Origin of the sequence: Lujinxingia sediminis (genome assembly GCF_004005565.1) — a bacterium.
In the GTDB taxonomy this organism is placed as follows: domain Bacteria; phylum Myxococcota_A; class Bradymonadia; order Bradymonadales; family Bradymonadaceae; genus Lujinxingia; species Lujinxingia sediminis.
In genome coordinates, this window is sequence record NZ_SADD01000002.1 from 219,081 (window position 1) to 244,539 (window position 25,459).

Genomic DNA, 25,459 nt, shown 5'->3' on the forward strand with positions numbered 1-25,459 from the left:
GGACGCTTTTTTGAGTTCTACGCCCGACCCTGGCTGGCCCACCCGTCGCGGGGCCAACATGCAGCAGGTCGGAAGTTGGCTCAGCTCGCGCTCTTCTGCTCGATGAGCTCCAACGCCTTCTCCAGCGTCATATCATCGGGGTTGGTGCCCTTGGGAAGCGAGGCGTTGACCTTGCCCAGCTTCACATAAGGCCCGTAGCGCCCGTCGAGCACGTTGATGGGCTTGCCACTATCCGGATCGGTGCCCAGCTCCTTGAGCACCTTACGGCTGCTTGCACGACGTCCCTTGGGCTGCGCCAGAAGCTCCAGCGCCTGCTCCAACGTCACCGTGAAGACCATCTCCTGCTCGGGCAGGTTGCGGTACTCCTTGAGGTGCTTGACGAAAGGCCCGTAGCGCCCGATGCCCGCCTCCACCGGCTCGCCGTCTTCGGGGTGCTTGCCCAACTCGCGCGGAAGATCGAGAAGCTGCGCGGCCTGCTCCAGGGTGACGTCTTCGGGATTCATGCCCTTGGGCACCGAAGCCGTCGGTGGCTTCTTGTTGTCTTCGGTGCGCTCACCCAGCTGGAAATACGGTCCGAAGCGACCATTCATCAAAAAGATCGGCTCGCCCTTCTCCGGGTGAAGTCCCAGCGACTCGGGGCCTTTCTCGCGCTTCTCCAGAAGCTCCAGGATCTTCTCGTAATCGAGGTCGGCCGGCGGAATGTCGTCGGGCACATCGACGGTCTTGGTTTCTCCTTCGACCTCGATCTGCACGTAGGGCCCGTAGCGCCCCACCTTCAGCGTGGCCGGGAAGTCTTCCAGGGTGACCTCGCGGGCCAGATCCGGCTCGATCTTCTCTTCACCCTCGTTGACCTTGTCGGCAAAGGCCCCTTCGCGGCGATAGAACTGGTGCAGGTACTCGACCTTGGAGCCCTTACCGGCGGCGATCTCATCGAGATCATCTTCCATGCGGGCCGTAAACTGCGTGTCGACCAGCTCCCCGAAGTGTTTCTCCAGAAACTCGGTGACGGCAAAGGCCATGTAGGTGGGCACCAGCGTGCGGCCCACCTTGCGACCGTACTTCTCGCCAGCGGTGATCTTGCTCATGATCGTGGCGTAGGTACTCGGACGGCCCACACCTTCTTCTTCGAGCACCTTAACCAGCGAGGCTTCGGTGAAGCGTGCCGGCGGCTTGGTCTCGTGACCGATGGCCTCAAGCTCGTTGCAGTCCACCTCACCCCCCTCTTTGAGGGCGGGAAGGAGCACTTCGCGATCTTCGAGGGCTGCTTCCGGATCATCGGCCCCTTCGACGTAGGCGCGCATGAAGCCCGCGAAGTCGATGCGGTTGCCGTTGGCGCGGAACACGTAGGTATGCTCGTCGTCGCTGACCTTCAGATCCACACGCACGCTGGTCTTTTTGGCGTCGGCCATCTGGCTGGCGACGGTACGCTTCCAGATCAGGTCGTAGAGCTTGCGATCCCGCCCTTTAAGGCCCGACTTATTCGGGTGCACGAAGGCGTCACCAGTGGGACGAATCGCCTCGTGCGCCTCCTGAGCGCCCTTGGCCTTCGAGGCGTAAACCCGAGGCTTATCGGCCACGTACTCCGCTCCGTAGAGCTCGCCGGCAGCCTTCCGCGCGGCGTTGAGCGCCTGCTGCGAAAGGTTCACCGAGTCGGTACGCATGTAGGTGATAAAACCGTTCTCGTAGAGTGACTGCGCAACCCGCATCGTATCGGAAGCCGACAGCCCCAGCTTACGGCTGGCCTCCTGCTGCAGCGTCGAGGTGATAAAGGGCGGCTTGGGCCGAGTGGTGTACGGGCGCTCGGTGATCTCGTTGACCGTCCAGGGGCGGCTGGCCAGCTGCTCGACCATCTTTTTGGCCTGCTTCTCATCAAGAAGCAGGACATTTTTGCCCTCGGTGATCTTGCCGGTGTTCTCATCGAAGTCCTTGCCGGTGGCAACCCGGGTGCCATCGACCTCATGAAGCACCGCATCAAAGGCGTTGCCCTTCTCGGCAAGCTGCGCTTTGAGATCCCAGTAGGAGCCCATGCGGAAACGACGACGCTCGCGCTCGCGCTCCACAAGAAGTCGCACGGCCACCGATTGCACGCGCCCGGCCGAGAGGCCGTACTTGATCTTTTTGCCGACCAGCAAGGAGAGCGGGTAGCCCACCAGGCGGTCGAGGATGCGGCGAGTCTCCTGGGCTTCCACCAGGTGATCATCGACCTCGCGGGTGTTCTCCAGAGCGCGCTCGATGGCCGACTTCGTGATCTCGTGAAAGACCATGCGATGGGTCGGACATTTGGGCTTGAGCTCTTCCAAAAGGTGCCAGCTGATCGCCTCTCCTTCACGGTCTTCGTCCGTTGCGAGGTAGAGGGCGTCGGCCTTCTTAAGCTCCGCCTTGAGCTCTTTGATGGCCTTCTTGGAGCGGGGATCTTTGACCACGTATACGGCGTCAAAGCCCTCGTCGATGTTCACGCCGAGGCTGGCCCAGGGCTCCTTTTTATACTTCGCCGGCATCTGGCCGGCGTTGTCCGGGAGGTCGCGGATGTGGCCCAGCGAGGCCTTCACCACAAACTCCTTCGGCAGGTATTTTTGAATGGTCTTCGCCTTGGAGGGCGACTCGACGATCACGAGTTTTGACATAGAAGGATTCCGCGCTTCGCTGTTCATGTATTCACAGGGCCCAACGGCTTCGAGGCTCAGATCTACGCGCTCATCACCAGGTGGCAAGGCGCATTCACTGCGCGCCCCATAAGTAGGGGCCTGTCCACCTTCACCCGTTGCCCGTGGGGGGCTTTCATAGAGAAGAGCCCGGGGGTTTGTCCAGCCTCACCGCCAACCGGGCCTGCAAAAGAGCCCCGCGTTGCCATGCAGCGCGGGGCTCCACACACTCGCCAGGTCTTTGCATCGAGCCTGACGCTTCGACCTACTCTTCGTCGATCTTCCCGGGAGAGTCGACCTCATCGCTGCCCGCATCATCGCCGGACTTCGGAGCGCCGGGACCTTTACCGGACTTCATCATCGTGTAGAAGTCGCGCATCTGCTTCTCGAGATCCTCGGCCGAGAGGTTGGAGAGATCCATCTTCTTGAGCTGCTCCTCGTCCATGTCGCCGAGCATGCTCTTGGGAAGATTTTTCATCAGCGTGGGGGCCTGCTTGATCGCCATCTCGAAGATGGGCTTAAACGCCCCGCGGATGTTGCCCGACTCATCAAAGAGCTGGTCGAGCATGCCCATGGGATTGCCTCCGGGCATCTTCGAACCGGCCTTGCCGCCCGGCCCGAAGGCATCGGCAAACGACGAGGGATCGAAGTCTTTGCCAAACATGTCAAAGATCGAGCTGTCCAGGGCGGGCATCTCCACCGAGTCGTAGGCCGGTCCCAGCAAGAACATCGGAAGCTCGGCCGGCGCGCTGGAGGCGCGCTCCAGATCTTCGCGGGCTGCCTCCTCCTCTCCGCTCATCTGCAACGCGGCGCCGCGCACCGCGTAGGCGTCGGGCAGGCTCGGATCGAGCATGACAGCGCGCTCGGCCGCCTTCATTCCGGCGCTGACCTTGCCCTCGGCCAGCTGCACATTGGCGAGCTGCACAAACGCAAAGGCTTCTTCCGGGTAGATGTTGGAAGCGCGCAGCGCATCTTCACGGGCCAGGCGATGCTCCCCGCGCGCCAGACGCAGGTGGCTGCGCATCAAGATCGCCTCCAGCGCCACATCGGTGCCCTCGCCGACGGCGATATCGAGCAGGATCAACGCCTCATCGACCTGGCCGCGCAGCATATGCAGGCGCGCCATCGCCAGGGCGTAGTCAGGATCGTCGGCGTCGAGTTCCCGGGCAGCCTTCAAGTCGCGCTCGGCCGCCTTCAGATCGCTCAAGCGCAGGTGCACCTCCCCGCGCAACGCCAGGATCTCGGCGTTCTCCGGATCAGCGGTGAGTGCGTGGGTGAGGTCGGCGCAGGCCTCCTCGTACTCCTCAAGCTCCACCGCCACCAACGCCCGACCCATCAGCATGCCCGGATCGCCCTCTTTACGCGCGATCGCCTCGTTGAAATACGCCTGCGCGGCCTCCGGCTCATCAAGCTGGTAACTCGCCCACCCGGCCACCGCCATCGTGGACGCGTCGCGCCAGCCGGCCTTCCACGCCCCCTGAGCGTCGGCCAGCGCGTCATCGACCTCTTCGAGATCGAGGTAGAGCTCGGCACGCCGGCTCAGCAGCCGACCGCGCAGAAGATCATCTTCGTTGCGCGCACCCGGCTCCTCTCCGCCCGGCCCCATCGTCTCAAGCATCGCGCTGAGCCGACCGATCGCCTGGTGCAGAGCGCCATCTTCAATCAGAGGCGAAAGCTCGGAGGTGAGCTGGGTCCACATCGCCTCATAGCTCGGACTGAGCTCCACGGGGGGTTGTTTTACGTCACTCATAATCACCGCGTCCCATCGACAGACGCCCGCTCTCCTCAAGAAAGCGGGCGTCGGTCGGATCGTCATGAATGTGGGCGGCGCGAGCGCGCCTGCGCCTCAAAAAAGCGCCTTATTTCGCCGCGCTGGCCTTCTCGAAGAGCTTCCGCAGGGGCTGCTCGCCCTGGAAGCCCATCATCACGTCGACGACGTCGTTGCCGCGCATCGCCACGACCATCGGGATGGAGCGCGCGTTGAACGCCTGCGCCAGCTCCGGCTCCTCATCGATGTTGATCTTGCCGACCTTGACCTGGCCCTCAAACTCGCCGGCGAGCTTGTCGATGACCGGGCTGAGCGCGCGGCAGGGACCGCACCAGGGCGCCCACAGGTCCACGATCACGGGTACGTCGGCGTTGACCACTTCGTCATTGAAGTTGTTCTTGTTGAAGTTATGCGTCGTCACGATGGACTCCTTCTTTAGCTCCGCGCGTATCGCGCGGCTTCATCAAACCTGGAGGTATGGCCGACCCGACACTCGAGCCTGCCGCTACCTTAGAGATTCAACACCGGCGGACAAAGTTTCAAATTCATCGCCGGCGATCGGTGTCACTCCCAGCCTTCGAGCGTGGTGCGGATATGCGCCAGAAACGCATCGGCGGTGGCCCCGTCGATCGTACGGTGGTCAAAAGACATGCAGAAGATCGCGGTGGGGCGCACCATAATGGCGTCGGTCTTCTGATCGACAACCACCCGCTTTTTGATGGCGCCGGTGCTGATGATCGCCGTCTGCGGCTGGTTGATAATCGGCACGCCGAACTCCGCACCAAAGATCCCATGGTTGGAGAGCGTAAACGTCCCCCCGCGGACCTCATCGGGCTTGAGGCGTTTTTTGCGCGCGCGCTCGGCCAGATCGTTGATGGAGCGCGCCACACCCAGCAGGCTGAGCTCATCGACGTTGCGTACCACCGGTACGATCAGCGAGGCCTCCAGCGCCACGGCCACACCCACGTTGATATCCCCGCGGTAGACGAGCTGGTCACCGTCGAGCGAGGCGTTGACCACGGGGAAGGCGCGCAGTGCGTCGGCCACCGCTTTGACCATAAACGCGGTGTAGGTGAGTTTGACGCCGCGCTCCTCAAACTCGGCCTTCATGCGCTTACGGGCTTTGAACACCGCCGAGAAGTCGATCTCGTGGATGGTGTGGGCGTGCGCGCTGGTAGCCCGCGAGCGGGTCATATGCTCGGCGATGGCCGCGCGTTGCGGCCCCAGCGGCTCGTAACGATCCCGGTCGCCCAGCGTGATGGGCGGGGCCGCTGGCGCCTGACGGGTCTGCTGCGCGGGCTGCGAGGCGATGGGTCCGGTCGAGCCGTTGGTCCCCTGGTGGGCTCCCGACTCGATAAAGGCCATGATGTCGGCTTTGGTCACCCGGCCGCTCATGCCGCTGCCCTCAATCGGCGAGAGATCGGCGATGCCGTGCTCCTGTGCGATGCGGCGCACAAGGGGGGTGGAGCGGGTGCGGCGAAGCTCCTCCCGCGACGGCACGCCGTTGCTGCTCGCGGCCGAGGTCGTGGTGGGAGCCGGCGAGGCAAGCGCGGTGGCGGAGCCACCGGAGCTCGCAGAAACCGCGCCGCTGCTGGCCGAAGCCGCCTTCGCCGGAGCCGACGCCGCCTCATGGGAGGCCGCGCTCACCTCACCGGCCTTCGCCTCGGTATCGAGCACGGCCACCACGGTGTTGATCTCCACGGTGTCGCCCACCTTCGCAAGGCGCTCCACCAACACGCCGGCCAGGGGGCTGGGCACCTCCGCGTCGACCTTATCGGTGGTGATCTCAAAGAGCGGCTCGTCGCGCTCCACAAAATCGCCGATCTCTTTGAGCCACGCGGTCACCGTCCCCTCGGTCACCGACTCTCCCATCTGCGGCATCACCACTTCGCTTCGCATCTCGCCATCCTCTCTTTCAGTCAGGAAACGTCTTGAATGAACTCTCAGCTCACATCTTCTCGCCAGTGGCGAGTTAGATGTGAATGGCGTGACCCATCGCCGCGTGCGCCGCCTCGGCCACCGCCTCGGCCAGCGTGGGGTGGGGGTGAATCGTCATCAAGAGCTCCTCGATGGTCGACTCCAACTCCATGGCCAGGGTGCCCTCGGTGATGAGCTCGGTGGCCTTCGGCCCGATGATATGCAGCCCCAGAAGTTCGTCGTACTTTTTGTCGGCCACGATCTTCACGAACCCTTCGGTCTTGTTGAGGATCGCCGCCTTGCCGATCGCGCTGAAGGGGAAGACACCCGTCTTCACGTCATAGCCCGCCTCTTTCGCCGCCTCTTCGCTCAGGCCCACCGAAGCGACCTCGGGGCTGCAGTAGGTGCACATGGGCACCAGGCGGTGGTTGATGGGACGCGGGTTTTTGCCGGCGATATGATCGACGGCCAGGATGCCTTCTTTGGAGGCCACGTGCGCAAGCCAGGCGGTGTTCACAATATCGCCGATGGCGTAGACGCCCGGCTCACCGGTGCGCAAAAACTCATCGACCTCGACCACACCACGATCGTTGATTTTGATCTTCGTGCCTTTCGCGCCGATATCCTGCGTGCGCGGGGCGCGCCCGGCGGCCACCAGCAGATGCGACGCCTCAATGGTCTGCGAGCTGGTTTTGTCGCCCTTTTTGGTCTCCACAACCAGCTTGACGCCCTTATCGTCGGCCTTGACGTCGGTGACCTTCGAGCTGGTCAGCACCGTCATGCCCTGCTTCTTAAAGGACTTCTCAGCCTCAGCGCAGACCTCGTGATCTTCGGAAGGAAGCACCCGCGGGGCCATCTCAATCAACGTGACTTTGGAGCCGTAGCGCAAAAACACGCTGGCAAACTCGGTGCCCACAGCCCCGGCGCCGATCACGACCAGGTGCTCCGGCACCTCCTCAAGCTCCAGAATCCCGTCGGAATCGAGCACCCGCGCCGGGCTCATATCGATGAAGGGAAGGTGGAAGCAGGTCGAGCCGGTGGCCAGAATCACGTTTTTGGTCGAGAGGGTCTGCGTCTTGCCGTCGGCGGCCTCTACGCTGACCTTGCCCTTGCCCGCCAGACGACCGTGGCCCAGGTGCACGTCGATCTTGTTTTTCTTCATCAGGTAGCTGACGCCGCCGGCGTTCTTCTTGACCACCTTCGCCTTGTACGCGTGCATCTTCGCCATATCGAGCGCCACATCGGAGGCCATCACCCCGATCTCGTCGCCCTTTTTGAGCGTCTCGAGCATGTCGGCGGTATGCAGCATGGCCTTGGTCGGAATGCAGCCACGCAGAAGACAGGTGCCCCCCAGGCGCTCGGTGGGCTCCCGCTCCACGATGGCCGTCTTCAGCCCGGATTGTGCGGCGTGAATGGCCGCAACATAGCCTCCCGGCCCCGATCCAATCACCACGACATCGTACTGACTCATGCCCGTCTCCTACGCCAGACGCCCCGGATTTGGGGGCGCTATCAAGGGTCGAAATTTCTCAGCTGCAACCGGCCCGTAACGTACTACGCCCCCCCTCCCTGTCAAGGTTGCCAAACGCTCCCAGGACGACGCTGGCTGTGTCGCTGCGTCGTCGCGGTAGCCCTGCTACACGCTCCTCCTTGCTCCTTGCCAGCCCCGCCCTGGATGCGTTTGGGTTGGGGGGTGTGCGCCCAGCGCGACGCTGGCAGTGTCGCTGCGGCGTCGCGGTAGCGCTGCTACACGCTCCTCCTTGCTCCTTGCCATCAGCCGCCCTGGATGCGTTTGGGTTGGGGGGTATGCGCCCAGGACGACGCTGGCTGTGTCGCTGTGTCGTCGCGGTAGCGCTGCTACACGCTCCTCCTTGCTCCTTGCCATCAGCCGCCCTGGACGCGTTTGGGTTGGGGGCGGTGCGAGTTGTGGTTGGGTGGTTAGGTGGTTGGGTGGTTGTGAGACGCCGAGGTTCGCGATGTGGGTCGATTCGTGAGGGCATAGGGAGGTTCACGGGTGCCGAGTCCGAGTTCGTCCCTAAGACCCACATCACCCGCATAAATACTGCCCCTGCACCGACCCACGGTCAGTCTCCACACGTAGCGCTGCTACAGCTCTTTCCCTGCCTTCTTGCCATCGGCCGTCCTGGACGCGTTTGGGTTGGGGGGCGTGCGAGTTGGGGTTGGGTGGTTGGGTGGTTGTGAGGCACCGAGGTTCGCGATGTGGGTCGATTCGTGAGGGCGTAGGGAGGTTCACGGGTGCCGAGTCCGAGTCCGTCCCTAAGACCCACATCACCCGCATAAACACTGCCCCTCCACCGACCCACGGTCAGTCTCCACACGGTCAGTCTCCACACGTAGCGCTGCTACAGCTCTTTCCCTGCCTTCTTGCCATCGGCCGCCCTGGATGCGTTTGGGTTGGGGGGTGTGCGAGTTGTGGTTGGGTGGTTGGGTGGTTGTGAGGCACCGAGGTTCGCGATGTGGGTCGATTCGAGTGCCCCCCCGGGCGGTTCACGGGTGCCGAGTCCGAGTCCGTCCCTAAGACCCACATCACCCGCATAAACACTGCCCCTGCACCGACCCACGGTCAGTCTCCACACGTAACGCTGCTACAACGTTATCTCTGCCTTCTTGCCATCGGCCGTCCTGGACGCGTTTGGGTTGGGAGGCGTGCGAGTTGTGGTTGGGTGGTTGGGTGGTTGTGAGGCACCGAGGTTCGCGATGTGGGTCGATTCGAGTGCCCCCCGGGCGGTTCGCGGGTGCCGAGTCCGAGTCCGTCCCTAAGACCCACATCACCCGCATAAACACTGCCCCTCCACCGACCCACGGTCAGCCTCCACGACGACCCACGGTCAGCCTCCACGACGACCCACGGTCAGCCTCCGCACCGCCAGAGACAAAAAAGCCCGGGCCTCTCGGCCCGGGCTTTTTCTCATGTCACGTGATCTCGGCGTTTTTTACAAAACGCCTTCTCAATCACGCGACGCTTTGGCTGCTTCACCCGGTGTCGATGCGTTTTTACGGCATCGACACCTTCTTATGAAGCGGCTCCGTCGAAGAAGACCTGCGTCATTTAAGACGTCATCGTTCTTTTTCGACCTGTCATATGAGACCTGCGTCCCTTAAGACGTCGACAGCCTCACACAACCTCTGGCGCTTTCGTTTCAACGTTTGCGTCACTTAAGACGTCGACACGTCAATCCGAACCCTTCAACCTCAGACGCTGCCAACTTAATAACACCATCTGAAGCCTGCGCCGCCACGAAGCGTCGTTCTCTCTTCGTGACTTAATATCAATGTGCGCACATATCTCCGACCACCAACTCTTTTCATCCTTTTCAGCCCGCAAACCTCCCCATGCCCTCACGAATCGACCCACACCGCGAACCACCGCGAACCACAACCACACAACCACACAACCACCCAACCACAACCCGCGAACCACCGCGAACCACAACCACACAACCACCTAACCACAACCCGCGAACCTCCCCACGCTCTCACGAATCACCCCACACCGCGAACCACCGCGAACCACAACCACACAACCACACAACCACCTAACCACAACCCGCGAATCTCCCCACGCCCTCACACATCGACCCGGAACGAGCCCGTCCCTAAGACCCACATCACCCGCATAAATACTGCTCCTCCACCGACCCACGGTCAGCCTCCACGACGACCCACGGTCAGCCTCCACACCGCCAGAGACAAAAAAGCCCGGGCCTCTCGGCCCGGGCTTTTTCTCATGTCACGTGATCTCGGCGTTTTTTACAAAACGCCTTCTCAATCACGCGACGCTTTTGGCTGCTTCACCCGATGTCGATGCGTTTTTAAGGCATCGACACCTTCGTATGAAGCGGCTCCGTCGAAGAAGACCTGCGTCATTTAAGACGTCATCGATCTTTTTCGACCTGTCATGCAAGACCTGCGTCACTTAAGACGTCAACAGCCTCACACAACCTCTGGCGCTTTCGTTTCAACGTTTGCGTCATTTAAGACGTCGACACGTCAATTCGAACCCTTCAACCCCAGATGCTGCTAACTTAACAACACCATCTGAAGCCTGCGCCGCCACGAAGCGTCGTCCTCTCTTCGTGACTTAATATCAATGTGCGCACATATCTCCGACCACCAACTCTTTTCATCCTTTTCAGCCCGAAAACCTCCCCACGTCCTCACGAATCGACCCACACCGCGAACCACCGCGCCACACAACAACCCAACCACACAACCACACAACCACAACCCGCAAACCTCCCCACGCCCTCACGAATCGACCCACACCGCGAACCCCCACGCCCCCTCAGCGCGGCTGAATCAGCTGCACTTCGCGCCCGGCCGCCCAGGCGTCGTAGTCCACCCTTACCTCGTCGTGCTCCACCACGCAGGGAAGCTCAACCCGGGCCCGGGCGCTGCCTACAAGCCTGAGATCTGCGGGAATCAGGGTGCTCAGGCTTCCCTGCTCCGGGGGCAACGTCGACGACGCCGGGCTGGCCTCCGAGGGGTTCAGACGCAGCGCGAAAGCTCCGGGCGATGTGCTGAAATCAAGGACGCCGGTCACGCGTCGCCCCTCCCGATGCCAGGTGGCCTCAAGGCCCGCTGCCTCATAGCGGCCCTCCACCAACACGGGGATCTCAAGGGTGGTGAGCCCCTCGTCTCCGGGGGCCTTCTGCCCCGGGCAGAGAAGCCCGGTCTGCTCCAGGCTCTGGCGCTCGCTGGCCAGCTGCACCACCAGCTCACCCAGACTCTCGGGCGAGGGGGCCTGGCCATCGCCCGGGAGCGCGTCGGACCACTGCACGATCAGACGGGCGCCGTTGACCAGCGCGATGCGTACCCCGGAGCGCTCATCGCCCAGAGGGCTTGAGCACCGGGTCCAGTCCCGGGATGCAGCGCGTGCGGCGTCGCTACGGGGAACCTGGCGAGCGTCGACGACCATGCTCTCCCGCGCGCGGACCGCGCTCCCCTCACAGGTCAACTCATAGTCAATCCGTCCGCTCAGACGCTCAAAGTTCCAGCTCTCTCGCCGCGCCACGCCCCGCTCGGCCATGAATTCCTGATGGTGCCTCTCGATGGGGCGCGCCTCGGGCACATCGTAGCTGAAGGAATCAAACACCACGTTCGACGCCGAGCCACTTGTGCGCTGCTCGGTGAGCTGACCGTGGGTCAGCTTGACCTCATGAACCACGCGCCCCTCCGGGCAGGGGCGCGCGATAAGACGCGCCTCGCGAGCCTGCAGATCGACACGGTAGACCTCCGAGAGCTCGCAGGTATCGCTCGTATTCAACGGGCCCCATCGCAGCGTCACCACGTAGAGGGACTCGATGACCGATCCGGGGCGCTGACCGGCTGGCCCCGGCTCGCAGTCATCCTCACCCGCACAGATCAGCGCGGGACGCCCCCCTTGCACCGCCTGGGCCTGGGCCAGCTCGCAGCCATCGACCCCATCGCAGAGCGTGGCGACTGCCTCCTCCAGCGTCCAGGGGGCCACCCGATCCTGGCGTGGTGCGGGCTCTGGCGAGTCCGGACGCGACGTCGCCCCGCGGGCACATCCCACCAAAAACCCCATCGCCACCATGCCTGCCATCATCGCGTTTCGTGTCATCGCGCTCACCCTCATGTCCATCGCATTGCCATCATCGCATTGCCATCATCGGAGCGCCCCTTGCGGCGCAGACTCGGGCGCACCTGCGTCACTCGCCGCGCCAGAGTCTACGCCGCAAGGGGTTCCCGGGACAAAGGCCCTGCCCGGCGGCTCTTTCCCCGGATGACGCCGCGTCGTTTGACTGCTAGGAGCATGCTTCCCCCCTTTCGGGGCGATCGAGCGCGTGGTCCGACCCACGCGTTTCCCCCCTTCCCTCCCCCTCTCACCCGACGAGCCTGACGATGACCGACGCCCGACTGACACACGACCTGGTAGACCGTTCCGGGAACATCTGCGAGCTCTGCGGCGCCCACCACGAGCTTGCCCCCTTCGGAGTGGCCCCCTTCGAGGCCGAGAGCGCCGAACACGCCGCCCTGCTCTGCGCCGGCTGCCGCACCCAGATCAGCGGCGAGGACGCCGAACTCGATCCGACCCACTGGTTCTGCCTGCAGGAGGCCATCTGGAGCCCGGTGGCACCGGTGCAGGTTTTGAGCTACCGGCTCTTGCACAGGCTGGCCCCCCGCGCCACCTGGGCGGCCGACCTGCTGGCCCAGGCCTACCTCCCCGACGAGGTGCTTGCCTGGGCCGAAGAGGGAATCCACACCCCCGACGATGACGCCCCGCGCACCCTCGACAGCAACGGCACCGAGCTCAGCGAGGGCGACGCCGTCACCCTGATCAAAGACCTCGACGTCAAAGGCACCTCCTTTGTGGCCAAGCGCGGCACCCTGGTCAAAGGCATCCACCTCACCGACAACCCCGAACACGTCGAGGGCCGCGTCAACGGCACGGTGATCGTGCTCAAGACGATGTTTTTGAAGAAGGCCTGAGCCGGCGGGGTCTCGCCGGGGGTTTGCGATATGGGGAGTTGGTGCGGGTGCCGGGGGTTCGCGGGTTGTGGTTGGGTGGTTGGGTGGTTGTGAGACGCCGGGGGTTTGCGATGTGGGTCGATTCGTGAGCGCGTTGGCGGGTTCGCGCGTTCGAGATCCAGCCCGAGTTCGAGTTCGAGATCGAGATCGAGTTCGAGTTCCGGCCCGAGAGCACGCCCGAGATCGAGATCGAGATCGAGATCGAGTTCGAGTTCGAGTTCGAGTTCGAGTTCGAGATCGAGATCCAGCCCCACCAGCCCTCCCCACCCACACGCTTCGCCCCATCCGAGCTCCGACAGCCCTCCAAAACCGAACCCCGAACGCCATTCCTCCCGGCTCACCTCCCCCCTGACCCGTACCGCCAACGCCATCCTACCCGGGTCACCTCCCCCCCGCTCCGTACCTTGAACGCTATCCCACCCGGCCCGCCTCCCCCAAACTGTACCTCGAACGGCTTCCGAGCGTAGCTAAGCCTCCCGGGCCGTCCCCTCTGCGATCGAGGAAGGCAGAATAGATGAGGGCATCGAACCCGTGAGTTACACAAAATACTTTACAGTCCCTTTTTTCCCTCCAGTTTGACCACAAAATTTTCCTTCCAGTTTGACCACAAAATTTTCCTTCCAGTTTGACCACAAAACCAGACGGCACGCGGGTTCCATCGGTGCTCACCACCAACGAGGCGTAAACGGCCAACCCCAACCCAAAAACCATCCCCATCACCCCAAAACCCTCACCCCAAAACATCACCCATCCAACTGATGCCTCACATCATGACAAACATGGCACAAGGTCACCAAATTACCTTCTGTATTCGAGCCCCCATCAGCGTGATGCTCGATATGATGAAGCTCAAGGTGCCGAGGATCCGACGGGTTCCACTCTTCATAAGTCCAACCGCAGTCCTGACATTGATAGCTGTCTCGTCGTAACACCTGGCGACGCGTACTATCCGAGATATATCGGTCATGGGCGGGGAGCTGACGCTCATCTTCGAGCACGTAGATACCTGCCGCCAGATCAGGACGCCCGGAAAAGCGAGTAGAGATCGACCACCCCTCTTCCGTGCGCAGCTCCCGAACGCGCCGCGCCCACTCGGAGCCCTTTCTGGCGACATACTTGAGCTCTTCGCCGGTCACCTCTTCACCGACGTTGTGCCTTAAGTAGAGTAGAATTCGATCTTTGATCCCCAGGTCTTTGCGCTTACGGATATCGTTTGCCAATTTCCAACGCTTGGCGCCATTTCGATCTTGAGTGGTGCTGAGAAGAACATAGTCGTCGGGCCGCATAGCCTCGACGTCCACCCGGTCGAGCGGGAACTCTCCTTCTTCTTGCATATCCCTCGCCGTTATGCCGCTAACAATCGGCTACCCCTGTTCCACTCGTAACTCGCGAACCCTGCGCGCCCACTCGCTGATCCCGGCAACAGCCTTAAGCTCTTGTCCAGAAACGACCTGGCGCGGATAGTGCTGCAAATACTCCAATATCCGCCCCCGTGCCGATTCACTTTGAAGCAAAGAGGTCCCCAATTTGCCCAGAGCCGCTTGCGCTGGTACCAGGGCCCGAACCTGGGCGCGAAGATCGTCGTTCTGAAGCTCGTGTTCAAACGCATCTAGCAACTCGAGAAGCTGTGCGCGCAGCTCCTCCGAAGTACGACGCTCACTCATAAATAACCTTTACCTACATCTTCACCCAAGAGCTCTTGAAAAAGAGCGTTCGTGTTATCCACGTATGTTTTTGTCGTTTGTCCACTTAACGTGCGCTGAACTTCATTCGCAATGGCCTCGGCAAGTAGTGGGGGCACCGCATTTCCAATTTGAGTGGAGAGCGCATTGCGTGCCTTTCCGCAAAACACGAAGTCATCTGGAAAAGACTGGAGCCTCGCCCCTTCTCTCAGGGTTATAGGCCGATGTTGGACCGGGTGCAGGTACCGCCCTTTCTCCGGTTTATAAAACTCGGTCCGGACGGTAACGGAGGGCTTATCCCACCACAGACGCCCGAAGAGATCGGTGCCGCCGGACTTCTTCTTTTTCCAGCAATTCGGCGTGATATCAGGTCGATTGGCCAACAGATCAAATCGATTCCCGCCGGGAGGCACTGCTTTATAGCGCTCCATGCTCTTCGCGGTCGGATTACGATTTACATGCAGGTCATGGACCCCTCGTCGTTTAACGACGTCGCCTTCCGGCTCAGGCAAATCTCCAATCGCGTCTTTAACCGTTCGCCAGGGCCGAAGACCCAGCTCTTCACGACGTTGAGCAGACACGTTCTTCAACACACTTGGATTCAGGTGGGAGGGGCGAGGAAGCGAGATGGGGCCCACCCGAGATGCCATCAAAATCGTGCGATGACGCAGCTGGGGCGCACCATAATCCGCCGCCGTCAGCACGTGCGCCGTGACGTGAGCGAAACCCAGCTCACGAAGGCGCTCAAGGATCTGCTGAAACTCCGGCGAGGATATGAGCTGACGGACGTTCTCCATGACGACGACTCGGGCTCCCGATAGCCGCACCGCCTCCATGAAGTACCACCAGAGTTCGCGCCGCTCATCGCCCGCTTTTTTCTTGTTTAACAGCGAGAACCCCTGGCAGGGGGGCCCCCCGATCACGACGTCGGCTGCGGGCACATCGACGCCCGCTTCAAAAAGCTCGCGAACATCCGCGCATACCGAGTGTGCACCATCGGCGTCGAAATTCGCGCGATACGAGTCGATCGCATTCGCGTCGTAATCAACAGCCCAGACGGGCTCAAATCGGCCGTGAATCTCCTCTCTCGTGGACGTCGGTTTGACGAAACCGAGCGTCATCCCGCCACATCCGCTGAACACATCGACCACCCGATAGGTTTCAACGGTCTCGGAGAGCAACGAAATCTGTTCCGGTAAGGTTGTTTCCATCATCGCTATCCTGCAAGTTCGGGTTGATGTTGGGATATCCTAAAAACTGAACACAAAGTCAGTCCAACCTAGAAGATATGAACACCGACCCAGGGACGTCCACCGCAACACCGGCGTGTCGCTCCTAACGCATCGGTGCCAAATTCTCCAGAGACGATCGAGCAGTCGGCCGTCGTTCGGTAGCGCGCGACCGGCGCGGAACCCTTTGAATGTAGAAACACGACAGACTGCCACAAACACTGGTGCGTCCGACCACACGCTTCACCCCGCCCGAGCTCCGCTGAGCCTTCCGGCCCGGACCGCCCCCTGCCCCCCGGGCTGTCCGCCCCCCTCCCCTGCCAGACGCCCTCTGGCCTTGCAGGGGGTCCAACCCCCTCCCCTGCCAGACACCCTCTGGCATCGGAGCCTTAGTAAGCCTCCGGGACCAGAGGGCCTCTGGCATCGGAGCCTTAGTAAGCCTCCGGAACCAGAGAGCCTCTGCCGCCGGAGGGGGTCCAACCCCCTGCGAGGTGGAGCCACCTCCGAGCCCGCGCACAAAAGGCCCCCGGCATCGCGCGAGGGGCCTTGTTGAACGCAGGTCCGACGCCATGCTGTGTTTTATGGGAGAAGGGGCCGGGGTTCGCGATGTGGGTCGATTTGGGTGGGCGGCCGGGGAGGCGCGGGTTGTGATTGGGGGGGCAGGTAGTTGGGGAGCACCGGGGCGCTCGGCACCGTGCCTAGATTTCGCTCAGAGCACCCTTTGTACTCCGGGGTGCGGGCATTGATGCCTTAACGCGCTTCCCCCTTAGAAGGAGGTACTCCCGTGGCACACCAGAACACCATCGCCTTGATCTACAGCAGCCAGGAAGGCCAGACCGAGAAGATCGCCGGGCATCTGGCCGACTACTTTAAAAACAAAGCGTATCCCGTCGAACTTCTGGATGTGGACGACATCCCCGACGACTTCTCTGCGGACGCCTACGCCGGGGTGATTCTCGGCGGCTCCATTCATATCGGGCGTTTCTCAAAAACGCTGATACGTTTTGCCAAAGCGAATCGTCACGCGTTGAACCAGGTGGCAAACGCCTTCTTTTCGGTGAGCCTCTCGGCGGCCGGAGACGACGACGAGAGCCGCCAGGAGGTGCACCACTACTTCGACGTCTTTTGGGAAGCGACCGGCTGGCAGCCGATACTTATGGCGGCCTTCGCCGGCGCGATGCCCTTCTCGCGCTACGGCTTTATGAAACGCATGATCATGCGCTCGGCCGGGCGCCGGGCCGAAGGCGGCGAGAAACTCGATACGAGTAAAGACTACGAGTACACCGACTGGGCTTCGGTCGACGCCTTCGGCGACCATTTTATCGACCAGCTCGCGACCCGGCAGACCCACTCGGAAGCACCGAGTGCGCCGTGAGTGGAGCGCCGGGGGTTTGCGATGTTGGGAGTTGGTGCGGGACGTCGGGGTTCGCGGGTTGTGGTTAGGTGGTTGCGGGACGTAGGAGGTCCGCGAGGGTTGGGAGGTTTGTGGTTAGGTGGTTGTGGGGCGCCGGGGGTTCGCGATGTGGGTCGATTCGTAATGATCGGTTGGGGTTCGCGAGTTCGCGGTCGAGGTCGAGCCCCCCCGACGCACACCATCCTCAGAGCGCGTGCGCCAGCTCCCGCCAGGCTCCAATCTCCGGAATCCCCGGCTTGCGGGCCCCGAAGAAGAGGGCGATGACCTCGCCATCCTTATCGAAGACCTCCAGGGCGGTGACGTCGCCGTCGACGGTGGGTTTGGTGACCACCCAGGCCTGGGCGATGTCGCCGTCTTTGAGGTGCAGGTTAAACGCCGGGTCGAGCACGTTGAACCACTCTCCGGTGCGCACGAGCTTGTTGACCTGGCCGCTGTAGATCTGGATGCAGCCCTTGCTGCCCACGAACACCATGATGGGGAGCTCCTGCTCGCGGGCCTTCTCGAGCACGGTGACCGCGCTCTCGTTGCTGACCTTGCGGGCGTAGCCCTCGGGGGCCAGGCGCATGGCCTGGGTGCGGGTCACGCCGAACTCGCGCAGCATGCCGAAGAAGTCGTGGGTGTCTTGAAGCTCGCGCCAGGTCGTCTCAAAAGCCTCCCGATCGATCTCGGCGTCGGGAGTCTCCGGGTCTTTTGCTTTTTTGGTCTTCGCTTCCAGGTGGGGAGTCTGGTCGGCGGCGGTGTGCTCCTGAACGAAAGAATCCCAGGCGGCCTCGTCGCTCTTTTTGGTCAGGTAGACCTTGTGCACGGCGGTGCCGTCGATGTCGAAGAACTGCAGGCTCTTGCGCACGCCGTTGCGGAAGGGAACTTCCACCGCAAAGCCGTGATGCCAGGACCACATAAAGAGGCGCAGATCGATCATCGGGTTGAGCACAAGGCCAGCCTGCCCGTCAAAGGAGATATCTTCGTAGCGACCGTGCACCTCGTGCACCGCCGACGCGTTGCGGGTGAGCGCCATGACCTCACCAAAGGCCTCAAAGCCCTTGATCATCTCCTTAAAATCCCCCTCCAGGCGCACCACGCCCTGGCCTACCTGGCTGGCGAGGAGCTCGCCCTCGCTCACACCGAGGCGCTCGGCGGCGCGGCGAGCGCGGATGGTGGGCTCGTTCTCTTTGAGGGCGAGGAGCTGGTTGAGAAGGTGCGAGGATTCGGTGGTGTGGGTGTTTAGCATGGTGTTGCCTCCGTTGCTGGGTGAGTGCGTCGGTCCCCGAGCACGACGACCTGGAGGGCGCCGGTGCGGGGGTGGTCGACGATGTCGGCGTCGACCCCGAAGTGGGTTGCGAGTAGGTCGGTGGTTAAAACGTGGTGCGGGGCGCCGATGGCCTGAAGCTGCCCCCGAGCCATCAGGGCGATGGTGTCGGCGAAGCGGGCGGCCAGGTTGAGATCGTGCAGCACGCAGATCACGCCCACGCCCAGCTCGCAGAACTCCCGGGCGACCCGCAGCGCGGCGAAGGCGTGGGCGACATCGAGCTGGGAGGTAGGCTCGTCGAGCAGCAGGTAGCGCGGATCGTCACGCTCCGGGCCGACCTGGGCTAAGACACGCGCAACATGCACCCGCTGGCGCTCCCCGCCCGAGAGTGTGGTGTAGGCGCGCTCGGCCAGGTGCTCGATGCCCACAAGGCGCAGGCAATCCCGGGCGATCACCTCATCGACCCGGCCGGGCTGACCGCCGTTGAGAGGCTGGCGGCCCATCAGCACCACGTCGATGACCGGGAAGGGAAAGGTCAGCGCGGGCGACTGCGGCAGGAGCGCGCGTTTTCTGGCCAGTTGGTCGAGACGCCAGCGATGCAGCGCGCGATCATCGAGTTCGACCTGCCCCGACTCTCCACGAAGCTCGCCGGAGAGCGCCCCGAGGAGCGTGGATTTTCCGGCGCCGCTGGGGCCCACCACGGCCAGAAACTCACCGGGGCGCACCCCGAGGCTGATGTTCTCGACGATCGTGTTACCCCCCAGGCGCACGCTCAGGCTTTTCGCGCAAAGATCACTCATGGCTGGCCTCGTCGCGCATCGCTAAGCCCTTGCTTTTCGGGTCCAAAAACATCAGCGCCCTCCTTTGAGCTGGCGGGTCAGAAGCCACAGAAAGAAGGGCGCGCCGATAAGCGAGGTGATCACCCCGATGGGAAGCTCGGCCGGAGCGGCCACCGTGCGGGCCAGCGCGTCGGCCCCCACCAGGAGGGCCGCGCCGAGCAGGGCCGAGCCCGGGAGCACCAGGCGATGATCGGCCCCACCGGCAAGCCTCAAAAGATGCGGGACCACCAGGCCCACAAAGCCGATCATGCCCGCAAAGCCCACGCTCGCACCGACGGCCAGCGCGCTCAGCGCCACCACGCGCTTTTTGACGCGGTCGGCGTCGATGCCCAGATGAAAGGCCTCCGACTCGCCAAGGAGCATGGCGTTGAGCTGGCGCTGCTGCGAGAGCAGAAGCCCGATGGCGAGGAGCGCCACCGGGGTGGCCAGCATCAAAGTCTTCCAGCTCGCGGTGGTCAGGCTCCCCAGGGTCCACAGGGTGAAGTCGCGAAGCTCGGTGTCGCTCGACGCGTAGATCAGAAGTCCCAGCCCGGCGCCGCAGAACGCGTTGATGGCGATGCCCGCCAGGAGCATGGTGGCCACGTCGGTGCGGCCGCCACGGGTGGCCAGGCGATATACGATGGAGGTGGCGATGAGGCCGCCCACGAAACCTGCGGCCGGGACCATCGCGCCGGCCAGCCAGCCGGCCGCCATCCCCGAGAGAGAGCCGCCGAACATCATCGCGCAGGCCACCCCCAATGAGGCGCCGCTGGAGACGCCGATAAGCCCCGGGTCGGCCAGGGGATTGCGAAAGATCCCCTGCAACGCCGCGCCGCTCACTCCCAGGGTCGCACCGACCAGCGCGCCAAAAAGCACGCGCGGGGCGCGGATCGTGCCCACCACCGCCAGGTGCATCGCGTCGGCCTGGCCGCTCTTGAAGAGGAGCGCCATCAGCGCCGCCCATACCTCCCCCGGAGCGATGGCGACGGCGCCGGCGCCCAGGCTGAGAAGTCCCACCAGCGCCAGCACTCCGCCCAGGCCGACCAGCGAAGCCCTGCGGCGCCGCGCCCGCTCGGAGGCACGCGCGCCGGGCGCCGTGCCCACCTCGGGGCTATGAGAGATCGCCGCGCTCATGCTTAGTTCTCCGCCCGCTCAAGGTTTGCGAATCCCGCGCTGAGCTCGCTGACCGCCTCCCCGAAGCGAGGGCCGAAGCCCAGCAGTTTGAGATCGTCGACCACGACCACCTGCCGGAAACCCGCCGCCGGAGTCTGGCTCATGCCCGGCAGCTCCCAGACCCTGTCGACGCCCCCCAGGCTCTTGAGCCCCTTCTCGGTCATGACGATCACGTCGGGGCGAGTGGCGATCAGCCCCTCGGCGCTCATCGGGCGAAAGTCCTCGACCCCGGAGACAAGGTTCGCGCCGGCCAGCTCAATGGCGGTGGCGGCGCTGGTGCCACGGCCGCCGATGAGCAGGGTGCCCGGGCCGCGGGCGTAGACAAAAATCGCGCGCGGCTCCCCGTCGACCCGGGCGGCGGAGGCTTCCGCGTTCTCCAGCGTCGCGTCGAACTCGGCCACCAGCCCCCGGGCCTCTTCGCTACGTCCGAGCGCCTCGCCGACCTTGAGGATGCGTTCGCGAGCCTGGGCGATGTTATGGGGCTCCTCGAACACCGTGACCTCGACGCCGGCCGCTTGAAGCTGGTCGACCACCTCGGCCGGGCCCACGCCCTCCGAGGCCAGCACGCGCCCGGGACGGTTGGAGAGCACGGCCTCCACAGACGTCTTTCGGTAGTAGTCGAGCGTGGCGACCGCGGCGGCCTCCGGCGGGTATTCGGCGGACTTGTCGGCGGCGACGACCTGATCGCCGGCGCCCAGCGCAAAGGCGATCTCGGCGATGGGACCGCCGAGCACGACCAGGCGCTCGGCTTCGACCGCGTTTTCTGCCGCGGCGGCCTCTTCGGCTTCGGCGCGCTGGCCATCGTGTGCGGCGGTGCTGGCCTGGGAGGTGGGCTCGGCGCTGCTCTCGGCAGCGCCGGAGTCGCAGGCCAGCTGGGAGGCGGCGCACGCCACCACCAGGATCATCGCCAGCGTTGCAAGAAGGCTGTCGGCGCGCCGAGCACGCCTCGCCATGGAGGAGTTCATATCGGTGGTTGCCGCGTCATTGCTCATGTTGGGGTCCTTTTCCATGGTCGTTCAAACGCCTCGTTTGAGGGCGATTCTCTCAAGGTCGACCCCGGAGATATTGAAAAACACTTTCAATTTCAAGCAGAGATTGAAAATCGTTCTCAATTTCATTTTCTCTTTGACAGCCCTTTCAGCAGTCATTATCCCTTCCAATTGAAATTGGTTTTCAATATCGAGCCAGCCCTGGCGAACCCACCATGACACCTATCGCGACATTTCGACGTACCCTTTCAACGCCCCGCTTCCTTCTGCGAGCGCTGACGTTCAGCCTGGCCTTGAGCCCGGGCTATGCACTGGCCCAGTCGGCCCCCTTGCCCGCTGACACCCCGGAGGCAGGCGCGGAAGCGACCGAGGAGGAACGCGACGACGAGCGCATAGAAGCCGGCGATGCCCCCCCTTCCAACGCCGACGCCGGCCTCACAGCTCCCCCTTCTGATGCGGCCGCCCCCGAGCGCCAGACGCGTCGGGCCCGCGGCCAGGTCGTGGTTACCGGAAGCCGGCGCGCCCGGCGCGTGGAAGACAGCCCGGTGCCGGTCACGGTGATCGACCGCGAGGCGATTGAGGCCTCCGGCGCCCGGAACGTCTCCGAGATTCTGGCCGCCCAGGCCGGCGTGGAGCTCGTGCCTTCGGTGGGCGGCACCGGCGTGCGCCTGCAGGGCATGGACTCCGATTATGTGCTGATTCTGATCGACGGGCAGCGCGTGGCTGGCCGCGTCAACGGTGTCGTCGACCTGGATCGCTACAACGCCCGCAACATCGAGCAGGTCGAAGTGTTGCGGGGCCCGGGCTCCGCCCTCTACGGCGCCGACGCGATGGCCGGGGTCATCCACATCATCACCCGTAAAAGCGAAGAACCCTATGAGGCCGAGGCCACCCTGGGCTACGGCCAGCGCAACCAGATCGAGGCCGGCGGCCGCGCCGGGATGCGCCGCGAGGGCTGGCGCGCCCACCTGGAGGCGAACCACCGCCAGGCCGAGGGCTACGATCGCTCGCCAGAAGACATCTTCTCGACCGGAAGCTCTTATAACGAGACGCAGGCCGGGCTGGGCGGGGCGGCGGATCTTGGCGAGCGCTGGGAGCTGGGCGCGCGCGGATCCTATCTGGTGCGCCGCCAGGAGCGGGTCGACGCCGGTGCCTCACGCGCGGTCTTCGACCGCCTCAACGCCTATGAAGACGGGCTGGGCACCATCTGGGCGGAGCGCCAGGGCGAGGGCCGACTGCGCACCACGGCCACGTTTCAGGTCTTCCGCAACCAGTTTTTTTACGACCAGCGCCACTCCGACGCCCTCGATCGCTACGAAGACAGCCGCGAGACCCAGGCCATCGTCGAGAGCGTCTACGAGCGCTCTTTGAGCGACACCAACATCCTGACGGTGGGCGTCGAAGGGGCATTGCACCGTTTTGACTCCGAGCGACTTCGCGACGGCGGAGGTGAGCGCGATCGTCTGGCGCTTTTTGCCCAGGATGAGTGGTTTCTGGGCGATGCGCAGCAGCTGGTTTTGATGCCCGGCATTCGCCTCGATCTGGACTCCCAGTACGGCTTTCATCCCAGCCCCGCCCTCTCGGCCCGCTATCAGGTCTTCGAAAAACTCAACGTGCTGGGGAGCGCGGCGATGGCCTACCGCGCGCCGAGCTTTCAGGAGCTTTTGCTCGACTTTGAGAACCCGGCGGTGGGCTACGTGATTGAGGGCAACCCGGAGCTGGAGCCGGAGACCTCGCGCTCCTTTCAGCTCGGCGCGCTCTGGAGCCCGCTTGAGCAGGTCGACGTCGAGGTGAACCTCTTCTGGAACGAGCTCGACAACCTCATCGGCACCTCCACCACCGAGAGCGGGGGGGCGGGCCAGGCGTTGGTGTTCAGCTACACGAATATCGCCAGCGCCCGCACCCGCGGGGTCGAGTCGATGCTGCGCGTGCGCCCCGGCAAGGGGGTGCGCCTGGAGCTGGGCTACACGCTGACCGACACCCTGGACCGCGAGCTCGACCGCCCTCTGGAGGGCCGCGCCCCTCATCGGCTCAGCTTAACCCTCGGGGCAGACCGCCTGCCCCTGGGACTCAAAGCCAACCTGCGTGCCGGGCTCACAAGCCCTCGCCCCTACTTTTTCAACGGCACCACCGAGCTTGCCGAGCCCGATAGCGCACCGGCCTCCGCGCTCGTCGACGCGCACCTCTGGCGGGACTTCGGCGAACACATCTCGGTGTCTTTGCGCGGCACCAACCTCTTGAATCAGGGCGACGCGCGCTTTTTGCCCATCGCCCCCCGGGCGCTCTTTGCCGCGATCCGCGCGCGCTACTGACGCTTTCCCCTTCGCATACACCACCCCTAACCTATTGAATAGGATGGAGTTTCAGCATGAACCACCTCTCAAAAAACCTCTTCTTGCGCCTCGTTGTGGCGCTCTTCATCGCCGGCACGGCCAGCGCCTGCGCCAACGATCTTCGTGACGACGTGGACACCGAGACACCCGACACCGGCACCGACCCGGATACCGACGGTGAGGAGTACGACTGGCACCAGATCACGATCGACTCGCAGGATGCCGAGAATTTTCAGTTCCTGAACCTCCTCGACGCCGAGCTCGTCGAGGGCACCGACTTCGACCAGGAGAACTGGCACCTGGCGCTGCAGCGCTTCCAGATCCTGGTCAACGGCGGGGTCAGCGGTCCGGGCTCGGTCAGCGTGCAGATTCTGGAGGGCGAGGACTTTGAGACGCTCACCCGGGCTCCCGATGGCGAGTACATCACTGATGTGCAGGGCGAGCCGGATGAGCGGGGACAGAACCCGGGACTGGTCTTCCAGCAGGAGGGCGCCTGGTATGAGTACGACCAGACCACCCACACGCTCAGCGCCCGTGATCGCGTGTACGTGCTGCGCCTGAACGCCGAAGACTACGTGAAGGTGCAACTCCTGGACTACTACGATGAGGCCGGTACCTCCGGCTTTGTCACGCTGCGCTTCGACAGCATCGCCGCGCCCACTGGCGAGGTCACGCTGCCTGACGTCGAAGCCCCCGAAGATCCGGAAGATCCGGAAGATCCCGAAGATCCGATCGAAGGTGTCTTCACCATCGACGCCTCGTCGAGCGAGGCCTGGACCTACGTCTCGCTCGTCGACAAAGACGCTGTCAGCGTCAGCGACGCAACCACCGAGCTGGTCTGGGATATTGCTATCAAACGCACCAGCTTCCAGACCAACAGCGGCGTCAGCGGCGCGGGCCTGGCCGGCGCGCTTCCCCTCAACGCCGACGCCGACTTTGAGACGCTGACCACCACCAATACCCTCGGCTTTGTGGTGGACACGATGGAGGTCCCCGCCGGCCCTCCCGGTGCCGAGCCCGTGGCCCAGAACGCCGCGCTCTCCAGCTGGTTTGACTACGATATGAGCACCCACACGCTGAGCCCGGCCGAAGGCGTGTTTGTGGTGCGCCTGGCCGACGGCACCTACGGCAAACTTCAGATCCTCAGCTACGAGGGCGGCATCTACCAGCTGCGCTTTGAGGCCATGGAGGCCCTGGTCGAAGCGATCACCCTGGAGGTCGACGCTTCCAACGCCGAGAGCTGGGCCAACATCTCGCTGACCCGGGGTCAGGTGGTGGAAGATGGCGAGCGCTGGGATATCGGCCTTAAGAACTACCAGGCCCGCGCCTTCGGCGGCACCACCGCCCCGGAAGGTTCGGTGGGCGCGCTGGCCGTGGAAGAAGCCTTTGAGGCCGTACTCGAAGCGCCGGCCGAGGGTTATCAGCTCGACGAAACCCTGACCGTCCAGCCCTCCGGCGCTGAGTATTCTGGCAACCCCGTGCTGGCCGACTGGTACGACTACGACTTCGCCACCCACACGGTGAGCCCGGCCGAAAAGACCTTTGTAGTGGCGCTTCAAGATGGCGGCTACGCCAAAGTCCGCGTCGTCTCGTTTGCCGATGGCGTCTACGAACTTCGCCTGGCCTACACCGGCCCCAACGCCAAGGATTTCTGATCAGGCAGACCTGCTGCACCGCAACACACAGGCATCGATGAGGTTCAAAGAGCGTGCCTCATAGACGAGGTGCAGAAGGT

At 63.6% G+C, this 25,459-nt stretch carries 17 protein-coding genes; 4 read left to right on the plus strand and 13 right to left on the minus strand.

Annotated elements, in window-relative coordinates; genetic code table 11:
* Positions 1-80: 80 nt before the first annotated feature.
* The 6 genes from topA to EA187_RS06700 all read right to left on the minus strand — a co-directional run bounded on the left by topA (position 81) and on the right by EA187_RS06700 (position 11,932).
* Positions 81-2,624: a type I DNA topoisomerase gene (gene topA / locus EA187_RS06675; RefSeq protein ID WP_115606580.1), complete on the minus strand. Its 2,544-nt coding sequence runs from the start codon at positions 2,622-2,624 to the stop codon at positions 81-83.
* Between the two features lie 283 nt (positions 2,625-2,907).
* A complete protein-coding gene (locus tag EA187_RS06680) occupies positions 2,908-4,392 on the minus strand; it encodes a tetratricopeptide repeat protein (protein WP_164856066.1) in 1,485 nt (494 codons plus the stop codon).
* Between the two features lie 109 nt (positions 4,393-4,501).
* Positions 4,502-4,831 (minus strand): thioredoxin, encoded by a 330-nt coding sequence (gene trxA / locus EA187_RS06685; RefSeq protein ID WP_115606576.1) that lies wholly within the window; start codon positions 4,829-4,831, stop codon positions 4,502-4,504.
* A 143-nt stretch (positions 4,832-4,974) separates the two neighbouring features.
* Positions 4,975-6,309: a dihydrolipoamide acetyltransferase family protein gene (locus EA187_RS06690; RefSeq protein ID WP_127779668.1), complete on the minus strand. Its 1,335-nt coding sequence runs from the start codon at positions 6,307-6,309 to the stop codon at positions 4,975-4,977.
* A gap of 73 nt (positions 6,310-6,382) precedes the next feature.
* Complete coding sequence (gene lpdA, locus EA187_RS06695) at positions 6,383-7,798, minus strand: dihydrolipoyl dehydrogenase (protein ID WP_127779670.1); 1,416 nt, start codon at positions 7,796-7,798, stop codon at positions 6,383-6,385.
* 2,835 nt (positions 7,799-10,633) lie between these two features.
* The gene (locus EA187_RS06700; RefSeq protein WP_127779672.1) at positions 10,634-11,932 is read right to left on the minus strand and encodes a hypothetical protein; all 1,299 of its coding nucleotides are present in this window, start codon (positions 11,930-11,932) and stop codon (positions 10,634-10,636) included.
* 281 nt (positions 11,933-12,213) lie between these two features.
* On the opposite strand from EA187_RS06700, the gene EA187_RS06705 reads away from it, so the two are divergent.
* Positions 12,214-12,801 (plus strand): PhnA domain-containing protein, encoded by a 588-nt coding sequence (locus EA187_RS06705; protein WP_115606568.1) that lies wholly within the window; start codon positions 12,214-12,216, stop codon positions 12,799-12,801.
* Between the two features lie 782 nt (positions 12,802-13,583).
* Here the strand turns inward: EA187_RS06705 and EA187_RS20595 are convergent.
* From EA187_RS20595 to EA187_RS06720, 3 genes are read right to left on the minus strand one after another with little or no spacing between them, the layout of a single operon-like run.
* Entirely contained in the window at positions 13,584-14,174 is a 591-nt protein-coding gene (locus EA187_RS20595) for an HNH endonuclease (RefSeq protein WP_206524210.1), read from the minus strand.
* A 30-nt stretch (positions 14,175-14,204) separates the two neighbouring features.
* On the minus strand, positions 14,205-14,504 hold the full coding sequence (locus tag EA187_RS21195) for a hypothetical protein (RefSeq protein ID WP_488226192.1): 300 nt from the start codon (positions 14,502-14,504) through the stop codon (positions 14,205-14,207).
* A complete protein-coding gene (locus EA187_RS06720; protein ID WP_206524211.1) occupies positions 14,501-15,736 on the minus strand; it encodes a DNA cytosine methyltransferase in 1,236 nt (411 codons plus the stop codon). The genes EA187_RS21195 and EA187_RS06720 overlap by 4 nt, the downstream gene beginning before the upstream one ends.
* Positions 15,737-16,535: 799 nt before the next feature.
* Here EA187_RS06720 and EA187_RS06725 point away from each other — a divergent pair.
* The gene (locus EA187_RS06725) at positions 16,536-17,126 is read left to right on the plus strand and encodes a flavodoxin domain-containing protein (RefSeq protein WP_127779676.1); all 591 of its coding nucleotides are present in this window, start codon (positions 16,536-16,538) and stop codon (positions 17,124-17,126) included.
* A 223-nt stretch (positions 17,127-17,349) separates the two neighbouring features.
* Here EA187_RS06725 and EA187_RS06730 read toward each other — a convergent pair whose 3' ends face one another.
* From EA187_RS06730 to EA187_RS06745, 4 genes are read right to left on the minus strand one after another with little or no spacing between them, the layout of a single operon-like run.
* Positions 17,350-18,393 carry a hemin-degrading factor gene (locus EA187_RS06730; RefSeq protein WP_127779678.1) on the minus strand — a complete coding sequence of 348 codons (1,044 nt, stop codon included), beginning with the start codon at positions 18,391-18,393 and terminating at the stop codon, positions 17,350-17,352.
* Positions 18,387-19,211 (minus strand): heme ABC transporter ATP-binding protein, encoded by an 825-nt coding sequence (locus tag EA187_RS06735; protein ID WP_127779680.1) that lies wholly within the window; start codon positions 19,209-19,211, stop codon positions 18,387-18,389. The genes EA187_RS06730 and EA187_RS06735 overlap by 7 nt, the downstream gene beginning before the upstream one ends.
* Positions 19,212-19,262: 51 nt before the next feature.
* Complete coding sequence (locus EA187_RS06740; RefSeq protein ID WP_127779682.1) at positions 19,263-20,363, minus strand: FecCD family ABC transporter permease; 1,101 nt, start codon at positions 20,361-20,363, stop codon at positions 19,263-19,265.
* Positions 20,364-20,365: 2 nt separating this feature from the next.
* Positions 20,366-21,394, minus strand: coding sequence for a heme/hemin ABC transporter substrate-binding protein (locus EA187_RS06745; protein WP_164856067.1), 1,029 nt, complete (start codon positions 21,392-21,394; stop codon positions 20,366-20,368).
* A gap of 212 nt (positions 21,395-21,606) precedes the next feature.
* On the opposite strand from EA187_RS06745, the gene EA187_RS06750 reads away from it, so the two are divergent.
* Entirely contained in the window at positions 21,607-23,703 is a 2,097-nt protein-coding gene (locus tag EA187_RS06750; protein WP_127779686.1) for a TonB-dependent receptor plug domain-containing protein, read from the plus strand.
* Between the two features lie 56 nt (positions 23,704-23,759).
* Positions 23,760-25,379 carry an HmuY family protein gene (locus EA187_RS06755; protein ID WP_127779688.1) on the plus strand — a complete coding sequence of 540 codons (1,620 nt, stop codon included), beginning with the start codon at positions 23,760-23,762 and terminating at the stop codon, positions 25,377-25,379.
* Positions 25,380-25,459 lie beyond the last annotated feature (80 nt).